The 15,234-nt window shown below is 59.1% G+C and carries 11 protein-coding genes and 2 pseudogenes; 6 read left to right on the top strand and 7 right to left on the bottom strand.

Translation table 11 applies throughout. The features are described 5' to 3' along the window. The first annotated feature begins 300 nt into the window (after positions 1 to 300). Positions 301 to 906: a tyrosine-protein phosphatase gene (locus tag K408_RS0129485; RefSeq protein ID WP_051160731.1), complete on the top strand. Its 606-nt coding sequence runs from the start codon at positions 301 to 303 to the stop codon at positions 904 to 906. 457 nt (positions 907 to 1,363) lie between these two features. On the opposite strand, the gene K408_RS44405 is transcribed toward K408_RS0129485, so the two are convergent. Then, on the bottom strand, positions 1,364 to 1,612 hold the full coding sequence (locus K408_RS44405) for a DUF1344 domain-containing protein (RefSeq protein ID WP_080654946.1): 249 nt from the start codon (positions 1,610 to 1,612) through the stop codon (positions 1,364 to 1,366). A 153-nt stretch (positions 1,613 to 1,765) separates the two neighbouring features. Here K408_RS44405 and K408_RS0129480 point away from each other — a divergent pair, with 153 nt between their 5' ends. The 4 genes from K408_RS0129480 (at position 1,766) to K408_RS0129465 (ending at position 6,378) form a co-directional block, all read left to right on the top strand. Further along, positions 1,766 to 2,404, top strand: a complete 639-nt coding sequence (locus K408_RS0129480; protein ID WP_155248691.1) for a hypothetical protein — start codon at positions 1,766 to 1,768, stop codon at positions 2,402 to 2,404. Further along, positions 2,405 to 3,067: an ABC transporter ATP-binding protein gene (locus K408_RS0129475; RefSeq protein ID WP_024342027.1), complete on the top strand. Its 663-nt coding sequence runs from the start codon at positions 2,405 to 2,407 to the stop codon at positions 3,065 to 3,067. Next, a complete protein-coding gene (locus K408_RS0129470; protein ID WP_024342028.1) occupies positions 3,060 to 3,749 on the top strand; it encodes an ABC transporter ATP-binding protein in 690 nt (229 codons plus the stop codon). Before K408_RS0129475 ends, K408_RS0129470 begins: the two co-directional genes overlap by 8 nt. Positions 3,750 to 4,263: 514 nt before the next feature. Beyond that, positions 4,264 to 6,378 (top strand): ABC transporter permease, encoded by a 2,115-nt coding sequence (locus tag K408_RS0129465; RefSeq protein ID WP_245269079.1) that lies wholly within the window; start codon positions 4,264 to 4,266, stop codon positions 6,376 to 6,378. 1,029 nt (positions 6,379 to 7,407) lie between these two features. Here K408_RS0129465 and K408_RS39085 read toward each other — a convergent pair. After that, positions 7,408 to 8,590: pseudogene (locus tag K408_RS39085) on the bottom strand (OpgC domain-containing protein). Between the two features lie 19 nt (positions 8,591 to 8,609). On the opposite strand from K408_RS39085, the pseudogene K408_RS41360 reads away from it, so the two are divergent. After that, positions 8,610 to 9,028, top strand: a pseudogene (locus tag K408_RS41360) (sensor histidine kinase). 753 nt (positions 9,029 to 9,781) lie between these two features. Here the strand turns inward: K408_RS41360 and K408_RS0129445 are convergent. From K408_RS0129445 to K408_RS44390, 5 genes are all read right to left on the bottom strand, one after another. After that, positions 9,782 to 11,107 (bottom strand): adenylate/guanylate cyclase domain-containing protein, encoded by a 1,326-nt coding sequence (locus K408_RS0129445; protein WP_024342030.1) that lies wholly within the window; start codon positions 11,105 to 11,107, stop codon positions 9,782 to 9,784. A 12-nt stretch (positions 11,108 to 11,119) separates the two neighbouring features. Beyond that, on the bottom strand, positions 11,120 to 11,926 hold the full coding sequence (locus tag K408_RS41355) for a class I SAM-dependent methyltransferase (RefSeq protein ID WP_162250068.1): 807 nt from the start codon (positions 11,924 to 11,926) through the stop codon (positions 11,120 to 11,122). A gap of 156 nt (positions 11,927 to 12,082) precedes the next feature. Further along, positions 12,083 to 13,162 (bottom strand): alpha/beta fold hydrolase, encoded by a 1,080-nt coding sequence (locus K408_RS43965; protein ID WP_024342032.1) that lies wholly within the window; start codon positions 13,160 to 13,162, stop codon positions 12,083 to 12,085. Positions 13,163 to 13,545: 383 nt separating this feature from the next. Beyond that, positions 13,546 to 13,626 carry a DUF3768 domain-containing protein gene (locus K408_RS44395; protein ID WP_155248696.1) on the bottom strand — a complete coding sequence of 27 codons (81 nt, stop codon included), beginning with the start codon at positions 13,624 to 13,626 and terminating at the stop codon, positions 13,546 to 13,548. Positions 13,627 to 13,630: 4 nt separating this feature from the next. Further along, positions 13,631 to 13,792 carry a DUF3768 domain-containing protein gene (locus K408_RS44390; RefSeq protein ID WP_422866749.1) on the bottom strand — a complete coding sequence of 54 codons (162 nt, stop codon included), beginning with the start codon at positions 13,790 to 13,792 and terminating at the stop codon, positions 13,631 to 13,633. Positions 13,793 to 15,234 lie beyond the last annotated feature (1,442 nt).

Genomic DNA, 15,234 nt, shown 5'->3' with positions numbered 1-15,234 from the left:
TATAGTTTCGGTAAAATCTTGGAGAGCTTGGGGCCCGTATGCTCGGCCATGGCGAATCACCGGTAGCCGGCTGAACACCAATGAACAAGGGAAGCGCGCGGCTTGCCTTGGTTTGGTCGAGCCCGCCGAATTTACATCCGGGCCAAGGCGGCTCCCGGGGGTGCCTATCGGCTTGGCTCGTCGCCGACGATCATCGCCTTTTACGTCACAACCCAGCCCGCGATCGCGCCTGTTTTCATGCGAGTCGGGCTCTCCCGGATGACAAGTCGAGGGATTCCAGTTGCCACCCAAAAAAATTTCATGACTGAATCAGACGCCATCATCACCTCAAATCTCTGGCGGGCTTGCCGTCGTACCGCGAATATCGCAGCCCTCACCACCCTGCTCATCGTGACGTCTATCGCGTCCTATTGCGGTATCATCCAGCTGTTGGGCAACGTTCATGTCGTAGAAGACGGACAACTTTACCGCTCGGCGCAACTTAACAAGAACCAGTTTGAGCGGGTAATCAACGAGTACTCGATAAGGTCGATCTTAAACCTACGAGGGGATAATTCTGGTACATCCTGGTACGACGACGAAATCGCTATCTCGCGAAGCATGAGCGTAACGCACTTTGATTACGGCATTGGAGCGCGCCGTCTTGTCACATCACAGCAGATCCGTGCAATTCTCAAAATCGTTCGCGACGCCCCCAAGCCACTCCTCATTCACTGCCAAGGCGGCGCTGACCGATCGGGTCTGGTGGCGGCTCTTTACGTCGCCGAAGTGGAAGGCAAATCGGCCGATGAAGCTGCTCAACAGCTTTCGCTGGTCTACGGGCATTTTCCCTATCTCCTGAGCAAGACAAATGCGATGGACAAGAGCTTTTGGGAGTATGTTGAAGCGCATCGCTCATCCCGGTAGTCGCGCCAGCTTACGGAAGCGGCAGGACCGGCCCGTTGAAACTGACGGGCCGTGGTCAGCTTGCTATCGCTCTTGCGGTCTTGTTGCGTTCGTCGACCGGGGTTGTTCGTGTCGCCGTTTCTGCATTTGTCATCGCATTCTCTGAGGGTCGAGCCCCAGCATGAGCCGCGTCCCATTCTCATTCCCTCATCGCTACCCCGATCATCTTCGGCGCTGCTGTACTCGAAGTCCGAAAGATGGGACATCAAAACGCGGGCGGCATCACCGGACTGGTAATCGCGTCGGAAGCACTCGCCGGCGCGATTGCCTCACTTTCGGACTGGGTATTGATGCGGTTTTCGTGTCACACGATTCCCAGGCGCTAAATCCTTTTGCCTATTACTGCTGGGCCTTCGGACTCACAGCGCTGACCCTTTTGGCATTCGCAGCGTGATCGCTCTGTCCACTAACGGGCAGGTTACTTCGCCTTGACCAAGGAAGAGGCTCGATTCTGATTGTGACTAGAAGAAAATTTGATCCTGACCTTCTCTCCAACTTTCACAGATTCAGTCTCGGTGCCTTCGGGCAACGAATAGGTCGTCCCGTCACTCAATGTGACGGAATCCGATCTCGTATTCACGCTGCGGACAGTTCCAGTAGTTTCGGCCGCTTGGGCATTCGTCGCCGCGACGGCTGCGATTGCCGTTGCCAAGAGAAATTTACGCATAGCGCGTCACTCCGTTGCGTCGCCCCCGATCAACACACGAACCAGAATAAGACAGATTTGTGCTCGTTCACACGACCGAACCTCACCCGGGTAGCGATCTGAGATTACAAATTCGTATAGTCCCGGCGAAATCCCGGAGAGCTCGCGTTCTCTATGCTCGATCATGGCTTACCAACCGATGGTCGGCGGGAGATATCAATGAAGAAGGTAGCTGCGTGGCTCGCGATAGGCTTGGTTTCGAGTCCCATCGGAGTTGCACCCATGCCGGGATTGGCGCAGGGAGCGACGCCCCTGCCGGCACGCGAGAACCCGATTAAGCCGGAGAAGAACCCACCAGGCGACATTCCCGACAATCAAGTCTTCATCGACTATCAGTCACCGCTTGGGTTCACGATCAAGGTTCCGGAAGGGTGGGCGCGGCGTGAAGCATCCGATAGCGTTGTTTTCAGCGACAAATACAACACCATTGAACTCACCGTCGCACAGCGCGCCGGATCGATCGATTTGAACAATGTGAAGCAGAAGGAGGTCGCGGACCTGGAGCGATCCGGCAAGGCGGTTCGTGTCTCGAGCGTCAAGCCGACCTCACTGCCATCAGGCAGTGCGATCGTCGTTTCCTACGGGTCGAATTCCGAGCCGAACGCGGTGACCAACAAGGCGGTCCGCCTTGAGAACGAGCGCTACTTCTTCTGGAAGGACGGCAAGCTCGTCACCTTGACGCTGTCGGCTCCTTTCGGAGCGGACAATGCCGATCAGTGGCTGCTCATGGCCAAGAGCTTCAGGTGGCGCTAGATGACTGTTCTCGAAGCCATCGACCTCTACCGCTTCTTCCATACCCGCGAGTCCGAGACCCTCGCTCTGCGCGGTGTCAGCCTGTGGGTTGATGCCGGCGAGATGGTGGCGCTGATGGGGCCGTCGGGCAGCGGCAAATCGACCCTGCTTGCTTGCCTCGCGGGCCTCGATGAACCTGATGGCGGTCACGTCGAGCTGCTCGGTGAGCGTCTGACGCGGCTTCCCGAAGCAGAGCGAGCGAAGCGACGAGCCGCAAGTGTTGGCGTGTTGATGCAGTCAGGTAACCTGTTCCCAACCCTGTCCATTGGCGACAATGTCAAATTGCCGATGCTGCTGGCACGCAGGAAAGATCCTGCGTGGGCAGAAACGCTGTTGCGGAGTGTTGGCATCGCGGAGCGACGAGGCGCGCGTCCCGGGCAATTATCGGGGGGCGAACTGGCGCGCGCCGGCCTTGCCGTCGCCCTGGCAGCTCGCCCGCGCATGCTCCTGGCGGACGAACCGACGGGAGAGGTCGATGCCGCCACCGAAGGGTTCATTCTCGATTTCTTGAACGAACAACGACAGGCGGGGACAGGCATTCTGGTCGCAACGCACAGCCGACCGCTCGCCGACCGCGCCGATCGAATTGTCCAACTTCGGGATGGGAGGGTCGTCGATGCCTGACCTTCTGATCGAAGGGGCCGCCGTGACGCGTCGCTTCCAGCAAGGAGATATGGATGTCTACGCCCTACGGCCCGCATCCTTCCAGGTTCGTTCAGGCGATCGGATTGCGCTTCTGGGGCCTTCGGGAAGCGGAAAATCCACCCTCCTTCACCTCATGGCGGACCTCGATCGCCCGAGCACCGGCCAACTGGCGTGGCCGGCCCTCGGCCCAAGTGGTGCACTGCGCCCCAAGCATATCGGCATGGTTTTCCAGGCCCCGAGTCTCATCCCGACCCTGAGTGCGGCTGAGAATGTCGAGGTCCCCTTGCGTCTGGTCGGAGGCGTATCGAGACCAAGGGAGGTGGCCATGCACATACTGGAGGTGCTTGGACTTGCAGCAGTCGCCGACAAGCTGCCCGACGAATTGTCGGGTGGCCAGGCGCAGCGCGCGGCACTTGCGAGGGCGGTCGTCCTCAAACCTCGGCTCGTCCTGGCCGACGAGCCGACCGGCCAATTGGATCAGCCGACCGCACGCCAAACCATCGAGACCTTGCTCAATTCAATCGATGGGAGCGATGCCGCATTAGTCATCGCAACCCACGATCCCATGGTTGCGGAACGGATGAAAGTCACCTGGCTCATGGACCACGGGACCCTTCGGGCACCGCAAATAGGGTGTGCAAATGATCAAGCTGTGGCTTAAGGGGCTTGTCGCCGCGCGATCGGGCCGTCTTGTGGCAGCGGTTGCGGGAGTGGCGCTGACCGTGGGGCTGCTGGGCGCGCTGGGGGCGTTCATCGTCGCCTCCTCGGAGAGCATGGCGCGGCGTGCGGTGGCCGGCGTGCCCGTCGATTGGCAGGTCCTGATCGCTCCGGGAGCCGACGTCGCAGCCGTCACCAAGGCGGTCGGCGAGGCTGCGACCACAACGGCGCTCGCACCTGTCGGCTATGCCGACAGCGCCGGCTTCGCGGCCACGACCGGCGATACCTCGCAAATGACGGGACCGGGCAAGGTGCTCGGTCTTGAGGCGGGCTATCGCAATCATTTTCCAGATCAAATTCGTTCCATTCTCGGCTCAGCGGACGGCGTGCTGATCGCCTCACAAACCGCCGCCAATCTTCACGTCGCTCCTGGCGATACCGTCACGATCGACCGGATCGGTGCGGCGCCGGTCGACGTCAAGATCGCCGGCGTCGTCGCACTACCGAACGCCGACTCGATGTTCCAGGCGATCGGCCTTCCCAAGGGCATTGCTCCTCAGGCGCCGCCGGATAACGTCCTGCTCATGCCCATGGCCGAGTGGCAGGCCATCTTTGATCCACAAAAGGCGGCTCGGCCGGACACGGTGAAGACCGAAATTCATGTTCAGCTCGCACGCAATGCTTTGCCACCCGACCCGAGCGCGGCGTTCATCCAGGCACAGCGGCTGGCCAATAATCTTGAAGCCAGAGTCGCCGGCAGCGCGGTCATCGCCAACAATCTTGCCGCACGGCTCGACGGCGTGCGTGCTGACGCGCTCTATGCCCGGGTGCTGTTTCTCTTTCTCGGAGTTCCCGGCATCGTCCTTGCTCTCCTGGTTACGCTTGCGGTCGCGGCGTCCGGCTCGGATCGCCGCCGCCGCGAGCAGGCATTGCTCCGGATACGTGGGGCATCCTTGTTGCAGGTCTTGGGCTTAGCCGGGACCGAAGCCGCAGCGATCGGACTGCTGGCGATCGTGCTAGGTCTTGCTCTTGCCGGCACAACGGCAATTGCCTGGTTGCATCTCGCAGACCTTCGTCTCGCAATCCCGTGGTTCGCGTTGGCCGCTGGCGTTGGCTTTGTTCTCGCCATGGCAGCCTTTCTGGTGCCCGCTTGGCGCGACGCGAAGCTCTTGACGGTATCGGCGGCGCGCGTCGACGCTAATCAACAGTTCCCGCTCTGGCAGCGACTTTATCTGGACCTTGCCTTCATCATGCTGGGTGCCATCGCCTTCTGGAGCACGGCGAAGAGCGGCTATGAGATCGTCTTGGCGCCTGAAGGTGTTGCGCAGACCTCGGTGCACTACGAGGCGTTTCTCGCGCCACTGTGCTTGTGGCTCGGCCTCGGTCTCTTGTCGGTACGATTATACAGGCTGATGCTTGGACCCGGCCGGCGTGCTGTTGCAGTTGCGATAGCGTCAATGTCGTACGACCTCTCTCCGCTGGTCGCTGCCTCGTTATCCCGCCAGCGCCTGCGCATTGCGCGCGGAAGCGCACTGGTCGCGCTTGCATTCGCGTTCGCCACGGCCACCGCGATTTTCAACACCACCTATAACGCCCAATCGCGCGTCGATGCGGAACTGACCAATGGCGCCGACGTCACGGTTACCGGAACGTCGACACATCCGGCCGGCACCTTGCTGAAGGAACTGCAAGCCATTCCCCGAGTCGTCACGGCCGAGCCGATGATGCACCGCTTTGCCTATGTCGGCTCCGACCTGCAGGACCTATTCGGAATCAACCCCGCCCATATCGGGAAGGCGACCACGATTTCGAACGCATATTTTGCGGGCGGAAACGCCGCCGAGACTCTCGCCCTTTTGGCCGGGACGCCCGATGGCGTCCTCGTCTCGCAGGAGACCGTCAACGATTTCCAACTGCAGCCCGGAGATCGATTGAACCTGAGGCTGCAAAGTGCCGCCGATCATCAATATCACGTCATGCCATTCCGGTTTATCGGCGTAGCCCGGGAGTTTCCGACGGCCCCGAAGGACTCGTTTCTCGTGGCCAACGCGAACTACATCGCAGAGAAGACCGGATCAGATGTTGCCGAAGTGGTCCTAATCCGGACCTCAGCGAATGCCGAGAGTGTTGCGGCGGCAGCGCGCCAGACCGCTGCGTCACTGCCGGGCATGAAGGTCACAACCCTCCGAGAGACCCAGGCCCTCATCAGTTCGAGCCTGACGGCAATCAATCTTCAGGGCCTCACCACCCTCGAGCTCGGATTTTCTGTCTTGATGATCGTGGGCGTCACGGGGCTGATCATGGCGCTGGGTCTCGCTGAGCGGCGACGTAATTTTACGATTCTCTCGGCGCTGGGTGCGCGGCCGGGTCAGCTTGGCGTCTTTCTATGGAGCGAAGGGCTCTTGGTCGTCATCGGAGGCGCGATATTAGGCATCGTGGCCGGTTTTGGCCTTGCCGAGGCGCTGGTCACGATCCTGACCGGCGTATTCGATCCGGCTCCGGAAGCTCTTTCCATTCCCTGGCTTTACTTGGCGCTCGCTGTTGCGATGGCACTCGCCTGCGGTGCCGCCGCCATAGGCGGCGCGCAGGCACTCTCCAGGAAGCCCGACCTTGAAGCCCTGCGTGGCGGCTGAGGCTGAGGTCAGGCTTGAAGGAGCATCAGCGCCCATCGACCTCACCTTCTCAGAGCTGACCGTTCGGACGCTTTTCCGGCACGTTGGCGCAGCCATTTCTCTTCTGGCTAGATGGAATTGCGTCGGTATCCGCGATTCCGCTGGATCCTTCGTCGGCCGCCTTGCATAGCTTGATAGGCGGCCTGAGGATTTGACTTTAAGTCTAGCTTTAAGGTTACGTAGCGAACGCAGGTCATGTGTCGGGCACCGAGCGCTGGCGGCGTGGAGTTACGACTGGTAAGAGGGTTTGCTGCGTCGCGTCGGCACGGAGCGGCTCACAGCCTGCGGTTCACTGAGCCCGCCGGGGTCGATTGGGCGGAGATTCGCGTGCCAGCTCTCGTTCGCGTCGAGATCACACTGGCGGCTCCGATCTCGGGCGACGCGCCACATCGGCGTTTCCCGCCCGCGCAGCATGCAAGGGCTGGAATCATCGAACTCGAGTTGGGCGGCGACTGTCCTGCGCGTTGACAGGGGCGTCGACAAAAGAATGCGCTGTACTGACCGCGCGCCCAGACATCAAAGCCATATGCAATGGAGGAATGGGATTTTCACCAAGGCGGCCCAGCTGCAGGACCACCGCTCCGGCCGAAGAGAGATCCAGACACACCAAATCTGCCATGTCTTTGCTCGCTGGACCATAACGAGCATGGCACGTGCTACAAGGTAGCGGCTTCGGCACGAAAGCGGCCTCAGCCGCGGCAAGCGGCTGAAGCCGTCCTTCCTCTCCTGTAGCGGTCCTGTAGTAATTGTTCGCATTCCGCAAACCGTGTTGGCTAGGAATCCAGAAAAGTTCTGCAGGTGCAACAGCTCGAAATCAACGGGAGGTGCCTCCGATGAGCGTGAGCGAAGTGTTGCGGCGCCGCGTCGAGTGGTGCGCTACTCTTGCCGCTTCCCTCCCGCCACGCACAGTGCGAACAGCGCTGGACAATCTCGTGCTGAAGCTCCGAAATCTTGGCTCGATGTGGGAACGCTTCCATACTTCAGAATGGCTTATGGCTCAGCCCCAGCCTCTCCTTTCGGCAACTTGCCGCCCGAAGGCAGACCCTTGTCGACCTCCTTCGACCAAGCCCGATAGTACGCGACCATGGTCATGATCCAAAGACCTGCGGCACCGACCAGGAGCTGGGCCGCTACTCCCACTGACGCGAACTCCAGCACGAAGTGCGCGATGAAGGACAGGAACAGGCCAACGCAAAATACAGGCAGCGACTGCTGACCGCATCTAATCATCGGCCTGAAGATCGGCCATTTCAGCCCTGGCCAATCGACCGGAATGAGCGAGACGACGATGAACATCAGGCTCACCAAATGGATCACCCGGTAAGGCGCCAGATTCGTCTTGTCGTTCGGAATGAATGTCTCTGCGATCGCGTCGAGAACGGTCTGCCGCAATTCGGGAATCCGCTCAGCCAGCGTGATGGCGACAGCAAACAGGACGAAGCCGATACTCAGGACGTAAAGGCTGCGAAATTGCAGAAGCCCTCGATTCGCCGCAGCTCCCCCGAGTGCCAGCCAAGCTCCGAAAACAAAGAGCAACTGCCAGGTAAGCGGATTGAAGTACCAAACGCCCGCAGGATAGGAGGCAAAATTCCAGCCGTAATGGCGAGCTGCCAGATACAGGCCGATAGATCCGATCATCACCGCATTGTGCCATCGCAACATGAACCAAAGGCTTGAACTTGAGCATGAGACCTTGCAAGAGAGTCTCGACGGAGGGACGTGACTTGAATTGATCCATCAGATGCGGATCGTCGAACTTATGCGAAAGATAGTGAACCGAAGTGAGGTAAAAAATGAAGATCAGCAAATGGGCAACGTAGAGCTGCCAGACCCGGCGCAACACCCTCGTAGCACCGATGAAGAAGCCCCGTTCCATCATCATCTTGCCGAAAACAAGCGTCGCCGTGTAGCCGGAAATCAGCACGAAGAGATCGGCTCCATCGCTAAAGCCGTAGTTCCGCATTGTGAACCATGCGAGTACGCTGTCCGGAATGTGCCCTAGGAAGATCAGCCAATTTGCCAGGCCTCGAAATAGGTCCAGGCGGGCGTCGCGCTGGGACTTGGGCAGCACGGATCGGACGGCGATTACATCTCGAATCCGGCGCCATACAGGCCTTATGGCCCAACCGGCCGTACCGGCAAAGGTCTCATCAACCAACGTCTCTTTCTCCATTTCTTAATGATGAGTAGAAATGCCGCTAAGCGCACTCGATCGCATCCTCAAGGGTCGCCGATCTGCGCCCGGCGGCCCAGAACCGCTCGATCGACCTGGGTTTCGCGCGGATCGAGACGAACCGGGTGCGTGGCGAACCCGTCGCCTTTGCGATACTTCTCGAAACCTGATCGATAACGCACTTCGGCACACCCCGCCAGGCGGTCGGGTGGACCTAAGCCTGTTGCGGCAAAACGATGCTGTCATCCTGGAGGTCGCCGATACCGGCCCGGGCATCCCTGCTTCGGAAATCGACCGCATCTCGAACCGTTCTTTCGTGGAAGTCGCTCGCGAGGTGATGGAACCGGCCTCGGCCTTTCGATTGTGCGTCGTGTAGCCGAACGGTGTCACGGTTCGATCCGACTCGAGAACACGAGGCCGCCCGGCGAGCACGGCTAATTGCCAGCGCCAGCTTACCCGCGGTCCCGGACATCAAGTCCCAAGCGTAATTGGCGAACTTATCGAGTGCACAGGCGACTGTCTGCGACTCTTCATCGGTTATCACCGCAAAAAGTACCGGGTTGTAAGGACCCGGGGCGTCTATCGGCCGACAATGTCCAAAGGGAAATGGGCGGCGAGGTAGACCCGGGCCCAGCCTACGCAGAGCCCGAGGGCGGCGGCTAGGGCCCCGGCACGACGTGCCGGCGTTGAGGCGGACACCCAGAGGACCAAACCCATCGGAAGAGTATGGCGCTGTCATCGCTTGGGAAAGAACTATCCGGAGCGTGATTGAGGAAGTTTCGGGTATGTAAGATTGCGAAGGGTCGCGGGTGCATCCAGAACGATGAAACACCGACGGCCAACGGCAGCGCTAGAAGTCTTCGAGATCTACCGGGATAGGAGCGCTACGACGCTCATCTCGGATCGGATCATTTAAAAGTACAAGACGACCGTGGAGAAGATGGTGAAGTCGCTAAAGCTGCCCTTCGCTCTCGAAGCTTTTGCTATACTGTACGTCGTCCGTTCCCGCGATGATCTTCTTGAGCTCGGCCTTTCGCTCGAGGTGGGGTAGCTTCCGAATGTCGCGGCCGTTCAGATAGGGGAGGCCGAAGGCTATTAGGGCGCACACTCATAAACTTCAGCGACGGGCGCTTCGCTCCGATAACGACCTCTCTTGTGCAAACCGCAACAGATGACGTCGTGGACCAGAGACTAGATGCTTGCAGCAAAGAGATCCCACCGGTCCGGAATGCCCTTAAGCTCGTGCGACCCGCGATCGGAGAATTTCAAACCTGCTCCGGCCACGAGATCGGTCACGACTCTTGAAACAAGTACCTCATCAGCTTTGGAATTGGCCATGACGCGAGCCGCGACGTGCACGGCAATACCGCCGACATCCCGCCCTCTGATTTCGATCTCGCCAGTGTGAAGGCCGGCGCGCAATGTTAAACCGATTCTCTTTGAAGCGGACACGACGGCAATCGCGCATCGAACTGCCCGACCAGGTCCGTCGAATGTCGCGAGAATACCATCGCCAGTGTTCTTGATCAAAGTGCCGCGATGCTTTGCGACCATCTGCTTCGCCAATTCATCGTGACAATCCAGCAATCGACGCCACGTTTGGTCGCCCATCTCGGCGGCATTCCGGGTCGAACCGACGATGTCCGTGAAAAGCACGGTCGCCAATACTCGCTCCAGGTCCATTGATGCAGCTTCCCGTCGGCCGGTAACAAACTCCTCAATGTCTCCATAGAGCGCCTCAACTTCACCGAGCCAGTAACAGTGATCGCCCTCGGCATATTCGACGTACTTTGCCCCCGGAATTTTCTGACCCAGTTTTCGACCCAGGGCGACGGGGACCTGAGCATCTGTTTTGCGGTGCACCACTAAAGTGGGGATCTGCAATGTGGGGAGGATCGAGGAGACGTCGATCTGCCGGTTGAGTGCCAAGAGCGTCCGCAACGCGCCGGGACTGCTGGATAACCGCTCTAGCTTAGCGAACTGGCTAACGGCGGCGGCGCTGTGCAATTGACTCGGGATGACCGTTTTGATCATGGCTCCGCTACCGAACGACTTGATGATCTGTTCCAAACGAGGCTGCCACAAGTCGTCAGACATCCGATCCGCAGCGCGGGAAAACCCTCCCACGAGAATAAGGTGCGAGACCCGGTCGGGATAGGTTGCCGCGAACAAAATGCTCATAGGACAACCCTCAGAGAAGCCGAAAATAATGGCGCAGCGGGATCCAATCTCGTCCATGACGGCGCGGACATCGTCCATGCGTTGCTCGAGTGAGGGCGCGCCGGACATTCTGTCCGACAACCCCTGGCCTCGTTTGTCGAAGCTCACAATCCGGGCAAATCGGGATAGCCGCCGCAAGAACGCCGTGTAGCCTGGGAGCTCATGCATGAACTCGACGTGCGAAAACAGGCCAGGGACCATGATGATGTCGATCGCTCCGTTGCCCATCACCTGGTAGGCAATACTGACCTCACCTGAAAGCGCGTAATGCGTCGGGGGCAAATCTATGTCGGACATTGAGTCTCGTCTCTATGAGCGAGCGACTAGGTATCGGAACGTGTTGTTCAGACGATAGCCGCTGGACGCAGTGCGGTAGCGCTCGATCGCAGCGGCGACTGCGTCGCGGGCGCGTTCAAAGCTGGAGGCCCGGACCGCGCGCTCGGCTGGTCCCGCGGACAGCATGCCCCTGAGTGCGGTCTCCAAATCGGGATAAATCCAGGGACATGAGACATCCACGACTACGCCCGGTGTCAGGCCCGCTTCGCTCGCGAGCGTTTTGAGCTTGCTTTCATCCGAGAGCGCAAACGGGCCTGGAGCGCCGTGGGGTGGTGGCGGCATCAGCGATCCCAAAGCCTTCAGGTGCCCGGCAGCCTCGCAGGTCTCCGGCAAGCCCCAGACTGCGATGATGATGATGCCGTTGGTCTTCACGACGCGTCGCGCCTCACGCAGGGCGTTCACCGGTGAAGCGGCATACTGAAATGCGTTGAAGCCTGTCACGACGTCGAAAGAGTCGTCCTCGTAGGGGAGGGCTTCCATTTCGACGACGTGGAACTCTCCACCGGGGACGCGACGCAGCGCAATCTCGATGAAGGGCGCAGTAGCATCGACGCCTGCAACACGGCCGATTGCTCTTGAGAAAACCTGCGCTGCGAGCCCAGCTCCACACCCAATATCGAGGATTGACCCAGCCTTCGCGACTTCCGGACGCGCCAGCACGCTCTCATAAAGGGGAAGGAACGTCGGCTCCTGTACCTCGGCATAGTCACGGGGACGCGAGCCCCACAAGTCCCCTTGCACCGAAGCAGATCCAGCAGGTGCGGTTTTTGTCACGGTCATTGCCTTCTCCCTCCAAACTTGGCTGGTGGCGCGATCGCTCCAGGTTTGCCAATTCATCAAGAATACTGAGCATTCGTCATGAGCCGCCGGACCCAGACGGCTGCACAATTTTGACGAGATCAATGAAAGAGTTTGGGGCCCAGGACCCAGATTCGGTCAGTTCCTGGAGAAGCCCCGAGATCCAAGCCCCGCCTCGCGCGCACGGACGATCGCCTGCGCGCGGTTTAGCGTGCCGAGCTTGCCGAAAATGCTGTTGATGTGATTGCGGACGGTTTTCTCGCTCAGCGTCAACGACTTAGCGATCTGCAAATTGCCTAAACCGCGGGCGATCAGGTCGAGCACCTCGCGTTCGCGTGCAGTCAGCTCGAGAAACGGGGTTTCTCCGGATTCCGCGCGCCGATCAGCGCGGACAAATCGTGCCGTCTCGTCAAGGAACTGACGCCACGCAGGCTGATGTTCGAGCAGAAGATGGTTATTGCTTTCCAAGGGCACGAATTCGGCATTCGGGATTGAATGGGCGACCATATGGCCGTCGGCGAACGGCACTCGCCTGTCATTGCGCGCGTGCATGACAAGCGTCGGACTGCGGATATCGGACAGCATGTCGCTAACATCGATGCGGTTATGCGTCCGCATCAGATGCACCACGTTTTGTGGCGAGATCGTCATGCGCTGCATATCCATGAACCAGCTGTATTGCTCCGGCCTGCTATCGGGTATCAGGAGGGCAGAAAACACCTGGCGGAACGCCGGATTGTCACGCCCCCACCCGAGTTCGACCAGCTTGAGCATCGTCTCGGCTTCGTCAACGTCCTGCGGCAACGGATTGTGAGTGAGCTTTCCGCGTGCATAGGCGCCATAAAGAACCAAGTGGCTCACGCGCTCCGGATGACGTGCCGCGTAAGCCATCGCCACCGGCGCTCCCTGGCAGCAGCCGAGGAGTATGAATCGCTTCAGCCCTGACGCGTCGACGACCGCCTCGAGGTCGGCAACAAGATCATCGAATGTCAGGTGCGGGGGATTTTGTTCGGAGAGTCCGCAGCCGCGACCATCATAGCGCGTAAGCGTGTAGTTCCTTGTCAGCTCGGCAAGTCGCGCATTCCAGATTGGGCTCTTCCAATCGTATTCCACATGATTGAGCCAAGTCGCTACCTCGATCATCGCCGGACCTTGGCCGCCCTGAGTATAAGCGATACGGACGCCGTCTGAGGATTTGCAGAACCGGATCTGAGTCATGTCAAAGGTTTCGAATGGTCTAGGTCATTGTAAGGTTCAAGGGAGGCAGCTCGACCAAGCCGCCGGTGCCCGTTACCCTATCACCGCTGCACTGGCCGATTTTTTGAAGATATTTCAATGACTAAAGTGATGCAATGTCAGCAGTATGATTAAATGCGCCTTTCCCTGCCATTGAATTGGAAGGGGTCATTTCGATCGAGAAAAAAAGACCCTCGCGTTGAAGCAAGGGTTGGTGGACAAGAATGTCCAGGGAAAATCCGCCCTGATCGGGCACCGAACCCGTAGGGTCTGGCAGGCCATCCGATGGTCCCCACAACTGTGCTCCTCCTGCTGGAGCATTCGCCCCTCGCGTCTAGATGGGAGGCGGTCACTTCTTGCTCTGTTCAGTACTCACTGGCGAGCATCAACGTGAGCACACGCAGCGTCCGTTCGGGATCGCTCGGGTATTCGGAGTCGTGCCGCATGCCCTTATCGATTGTCTATCTTCCAGAAGAACGTGCGGCCCACCAAGCTAAAGCGGCCTAAGTCGTGCTCGCCATGCGAGTCATTCTCGGTGGAAAATTCCGAGAAGCTCGTCACCAAAAGCAGCGGCTGTGCCTTCGCAGTCAGGCAGTGTCGCACCCCCGCCATCGGCAGCATCACCTTGCCGCCGCGGAATGCGCTTATGAAGACTTCATGAGAAGAGCGATCCTATTCGTCATCGCTCTCCTCTGCGTCATCAGCGTCCCGCTCTTGTAAGGAGACATGTGGCGGGCCCCGCAGTAGGGACAATCACGTCATACTGTGCAGACCACACATCGGTCCACTCACGGCCGCGTTCGCGCAGTGCTAGAAGTTTCGGATTTGCATGGCCGGCCTCTTAGATTAGGTCGGCGAGCACGAGCACTGATACGAAGGTGTTACCGCCACACGCTTCGCAGTATCCCTGGTCCTGGTCGGGCTCTATCCTTGCCGTGTGGTCGCATCTTTCCGTCATGCAGATGGCAGGACGCACGGCGTCGGTGATTTCTGCGATGAGCAGATCATCGAGGCTATCGAATCCCTCAACGTCACAAAGTTTCACCGGCTTTATAGCCTCGTAGAATGAGCAATGGTGGACGTCTCGTTTCTCCTCACTGCCGACCGCCCGAGATATCAAAGCGGAGCTACTGCGCGCATGGCTCGCGCAGCTGCAGAATAACTCCGCCTCGCTACCGACCCGGAATCCGGAGAAGGTACAGGCCCGACCGCAATATTGCCTTGGGGTCGTGAAAGAAGGAGGCGTGAGATTGTGGCAAATTGACAAGGCCTATTGGCGCCCTCTCCTGGAACGGCCTAGGGAAAATGTCATGTGGCTCGATCGCCACCTCCTTCCTCCGCATCTCACTCACAAGTGTCAGTGTTGCCATAGGATCAATGGATTGTCGTCAACGGACGGCTCGTCGTTTGGACGCGAGATGGAAACAAGCGATGGTGGTTCTGCTCAGAGCTGTGCGCGACGATTGGCAAGCCACCGCTTCCAACCGAACGCCAAATCCACACCCATCTCCGCAATCAGCAAAATAGGCGGCGTCTGATAGGCGTGCGGATCAAGCGTGACGGCGTTGACGGCGTTCCATCGATCATTAGCTTGAGATAAATGCGGTAATTCGGCAGCTGCAGAAGACCAATCTCGTCGAACCTCCCATGAAATTCGCGAGCAAGGTATGGCGCGTCCTTATTGCCTACTCGGAAGGCGATAGTGGCTGCCGCATTGCCCAGAACCGCATAGCGCACGTGCGGTTCAAGCTGGTGTAGATAAGCGTCGGCCCGCTACCCTTCTCGGCTTGACATAGGTCAAGGTAGTCAAGTCCGCGCTCCTTATTTAGGAGATACGAGGCGCAGCGATGACCCGCGACCAACTATATTTAATTTGTCTATTGTCTGGTTTTCTTCTTCTCGCGGCGGGCGCGTCGTACGTCATTGTTCTTGCGTGATGCTCACCAAGGGCGTCGATTTTAGTCCCGGGCGTTCTCGTTGGTCGCTGGTTTGAGCGATTGACTGTGCGTCCATCTATCCAGCTCGGGCGAGCGCAGAGGATCGATCTTGTCGCA

It is taken from the genome of Bradyrhizobium sp. in8p8, from assembly GCF_000426845.1.
GTDB lineage: Bacteria > Pseudomonadota > Alphaproteobacteria > Rhizobiales > Xanthobacteraceae > Bradyrhizobium > Bradyrhizobium japonicum_C.
This window is presented reverse-complemented; position numbering and strand designations above follow the sequence as displayed.

Excerpts from the sequence above, each read along its gene's own strand:
- K408_RS0129485 (WP_051160731.1), top strand. The coding sequence starts at position 301 with ATGACTGAATCAGACGCCATCATCACCTCAAATCTCTGGCGGGCTTGC.
- K408_RS44405 (WP_080654946.1), bottom strand. The coding sequence starts at position 1,612 with ATGCGTAAATTTCTCTTGGCAACGGCAATCGCAGCCGTCGCGGCGACG.
- K408_RS0129480 (WP_155248691.1), top strand. The coding sequence starts at position 1,766 with ATGCTCGATCATGGCTTACCAACCGATGGTCGGCGGGAGATATCAATG.
- K408_RS0129475 (WP_024342027.1), top strand. The coding sequence starts at position 2,405 with ATGACTGTTCTCGAAGCCATCGACCTCTACCGCTTCTTCCATACCCGC.
- K408_RS0129470 (WP_024342028.1), top strand. The coding sequence starts at position 3,060 with ATGCCTGACCTTCTGATCGAAGGGGCCGCCGTGACGCGTCGCTTCCAG.
- K408_RS0129465 (WP_245269079.1), top strand. The coding sequence starts at position 4,264 with ATGTTCCAGGCGATCGGCCTTCCCAAGGGCATTGCTCCTCAGGCGCCG.
- K408_RS0129445 (WP_024342030.1), bottom strand. The coding sequence starts at position 11,107 with ATGTCCGACATAGATTTGCCCCCGACGCATTACGCGCTTTCAGGTGAG.
- K408_RS41355 (WP_162250068.1), bottom strand. The coding sequence starts at position 11,926 with ATGACCGTGACAAAAACCGCACCTGCTGGATCTGCTTCGGTGCAAGGG.
- K408_RS43965 (WP_024342032.1), bottom strand. The coding sequence starts at position 13,162 with ATGACTCAGATCCGGTTCTGCAAATCCTCAGACGGCGTCCGTATCGCT.
- K408_RS44395 (WP_155248696.1), bottom strand. The coding sequence starts at position 13,626 with ATGCGGCACGACTCCGAATACCCGAGCGATCCCGAACGGACGCTGCGT.
- K408_RS44390 (WP_422866749.1), bottom strand. The coding sequence starts at position 13,792 with ATGGCGGGGGTGCGACACTGCCTGACTGCGAAGGCACAGCCGCTGCTT.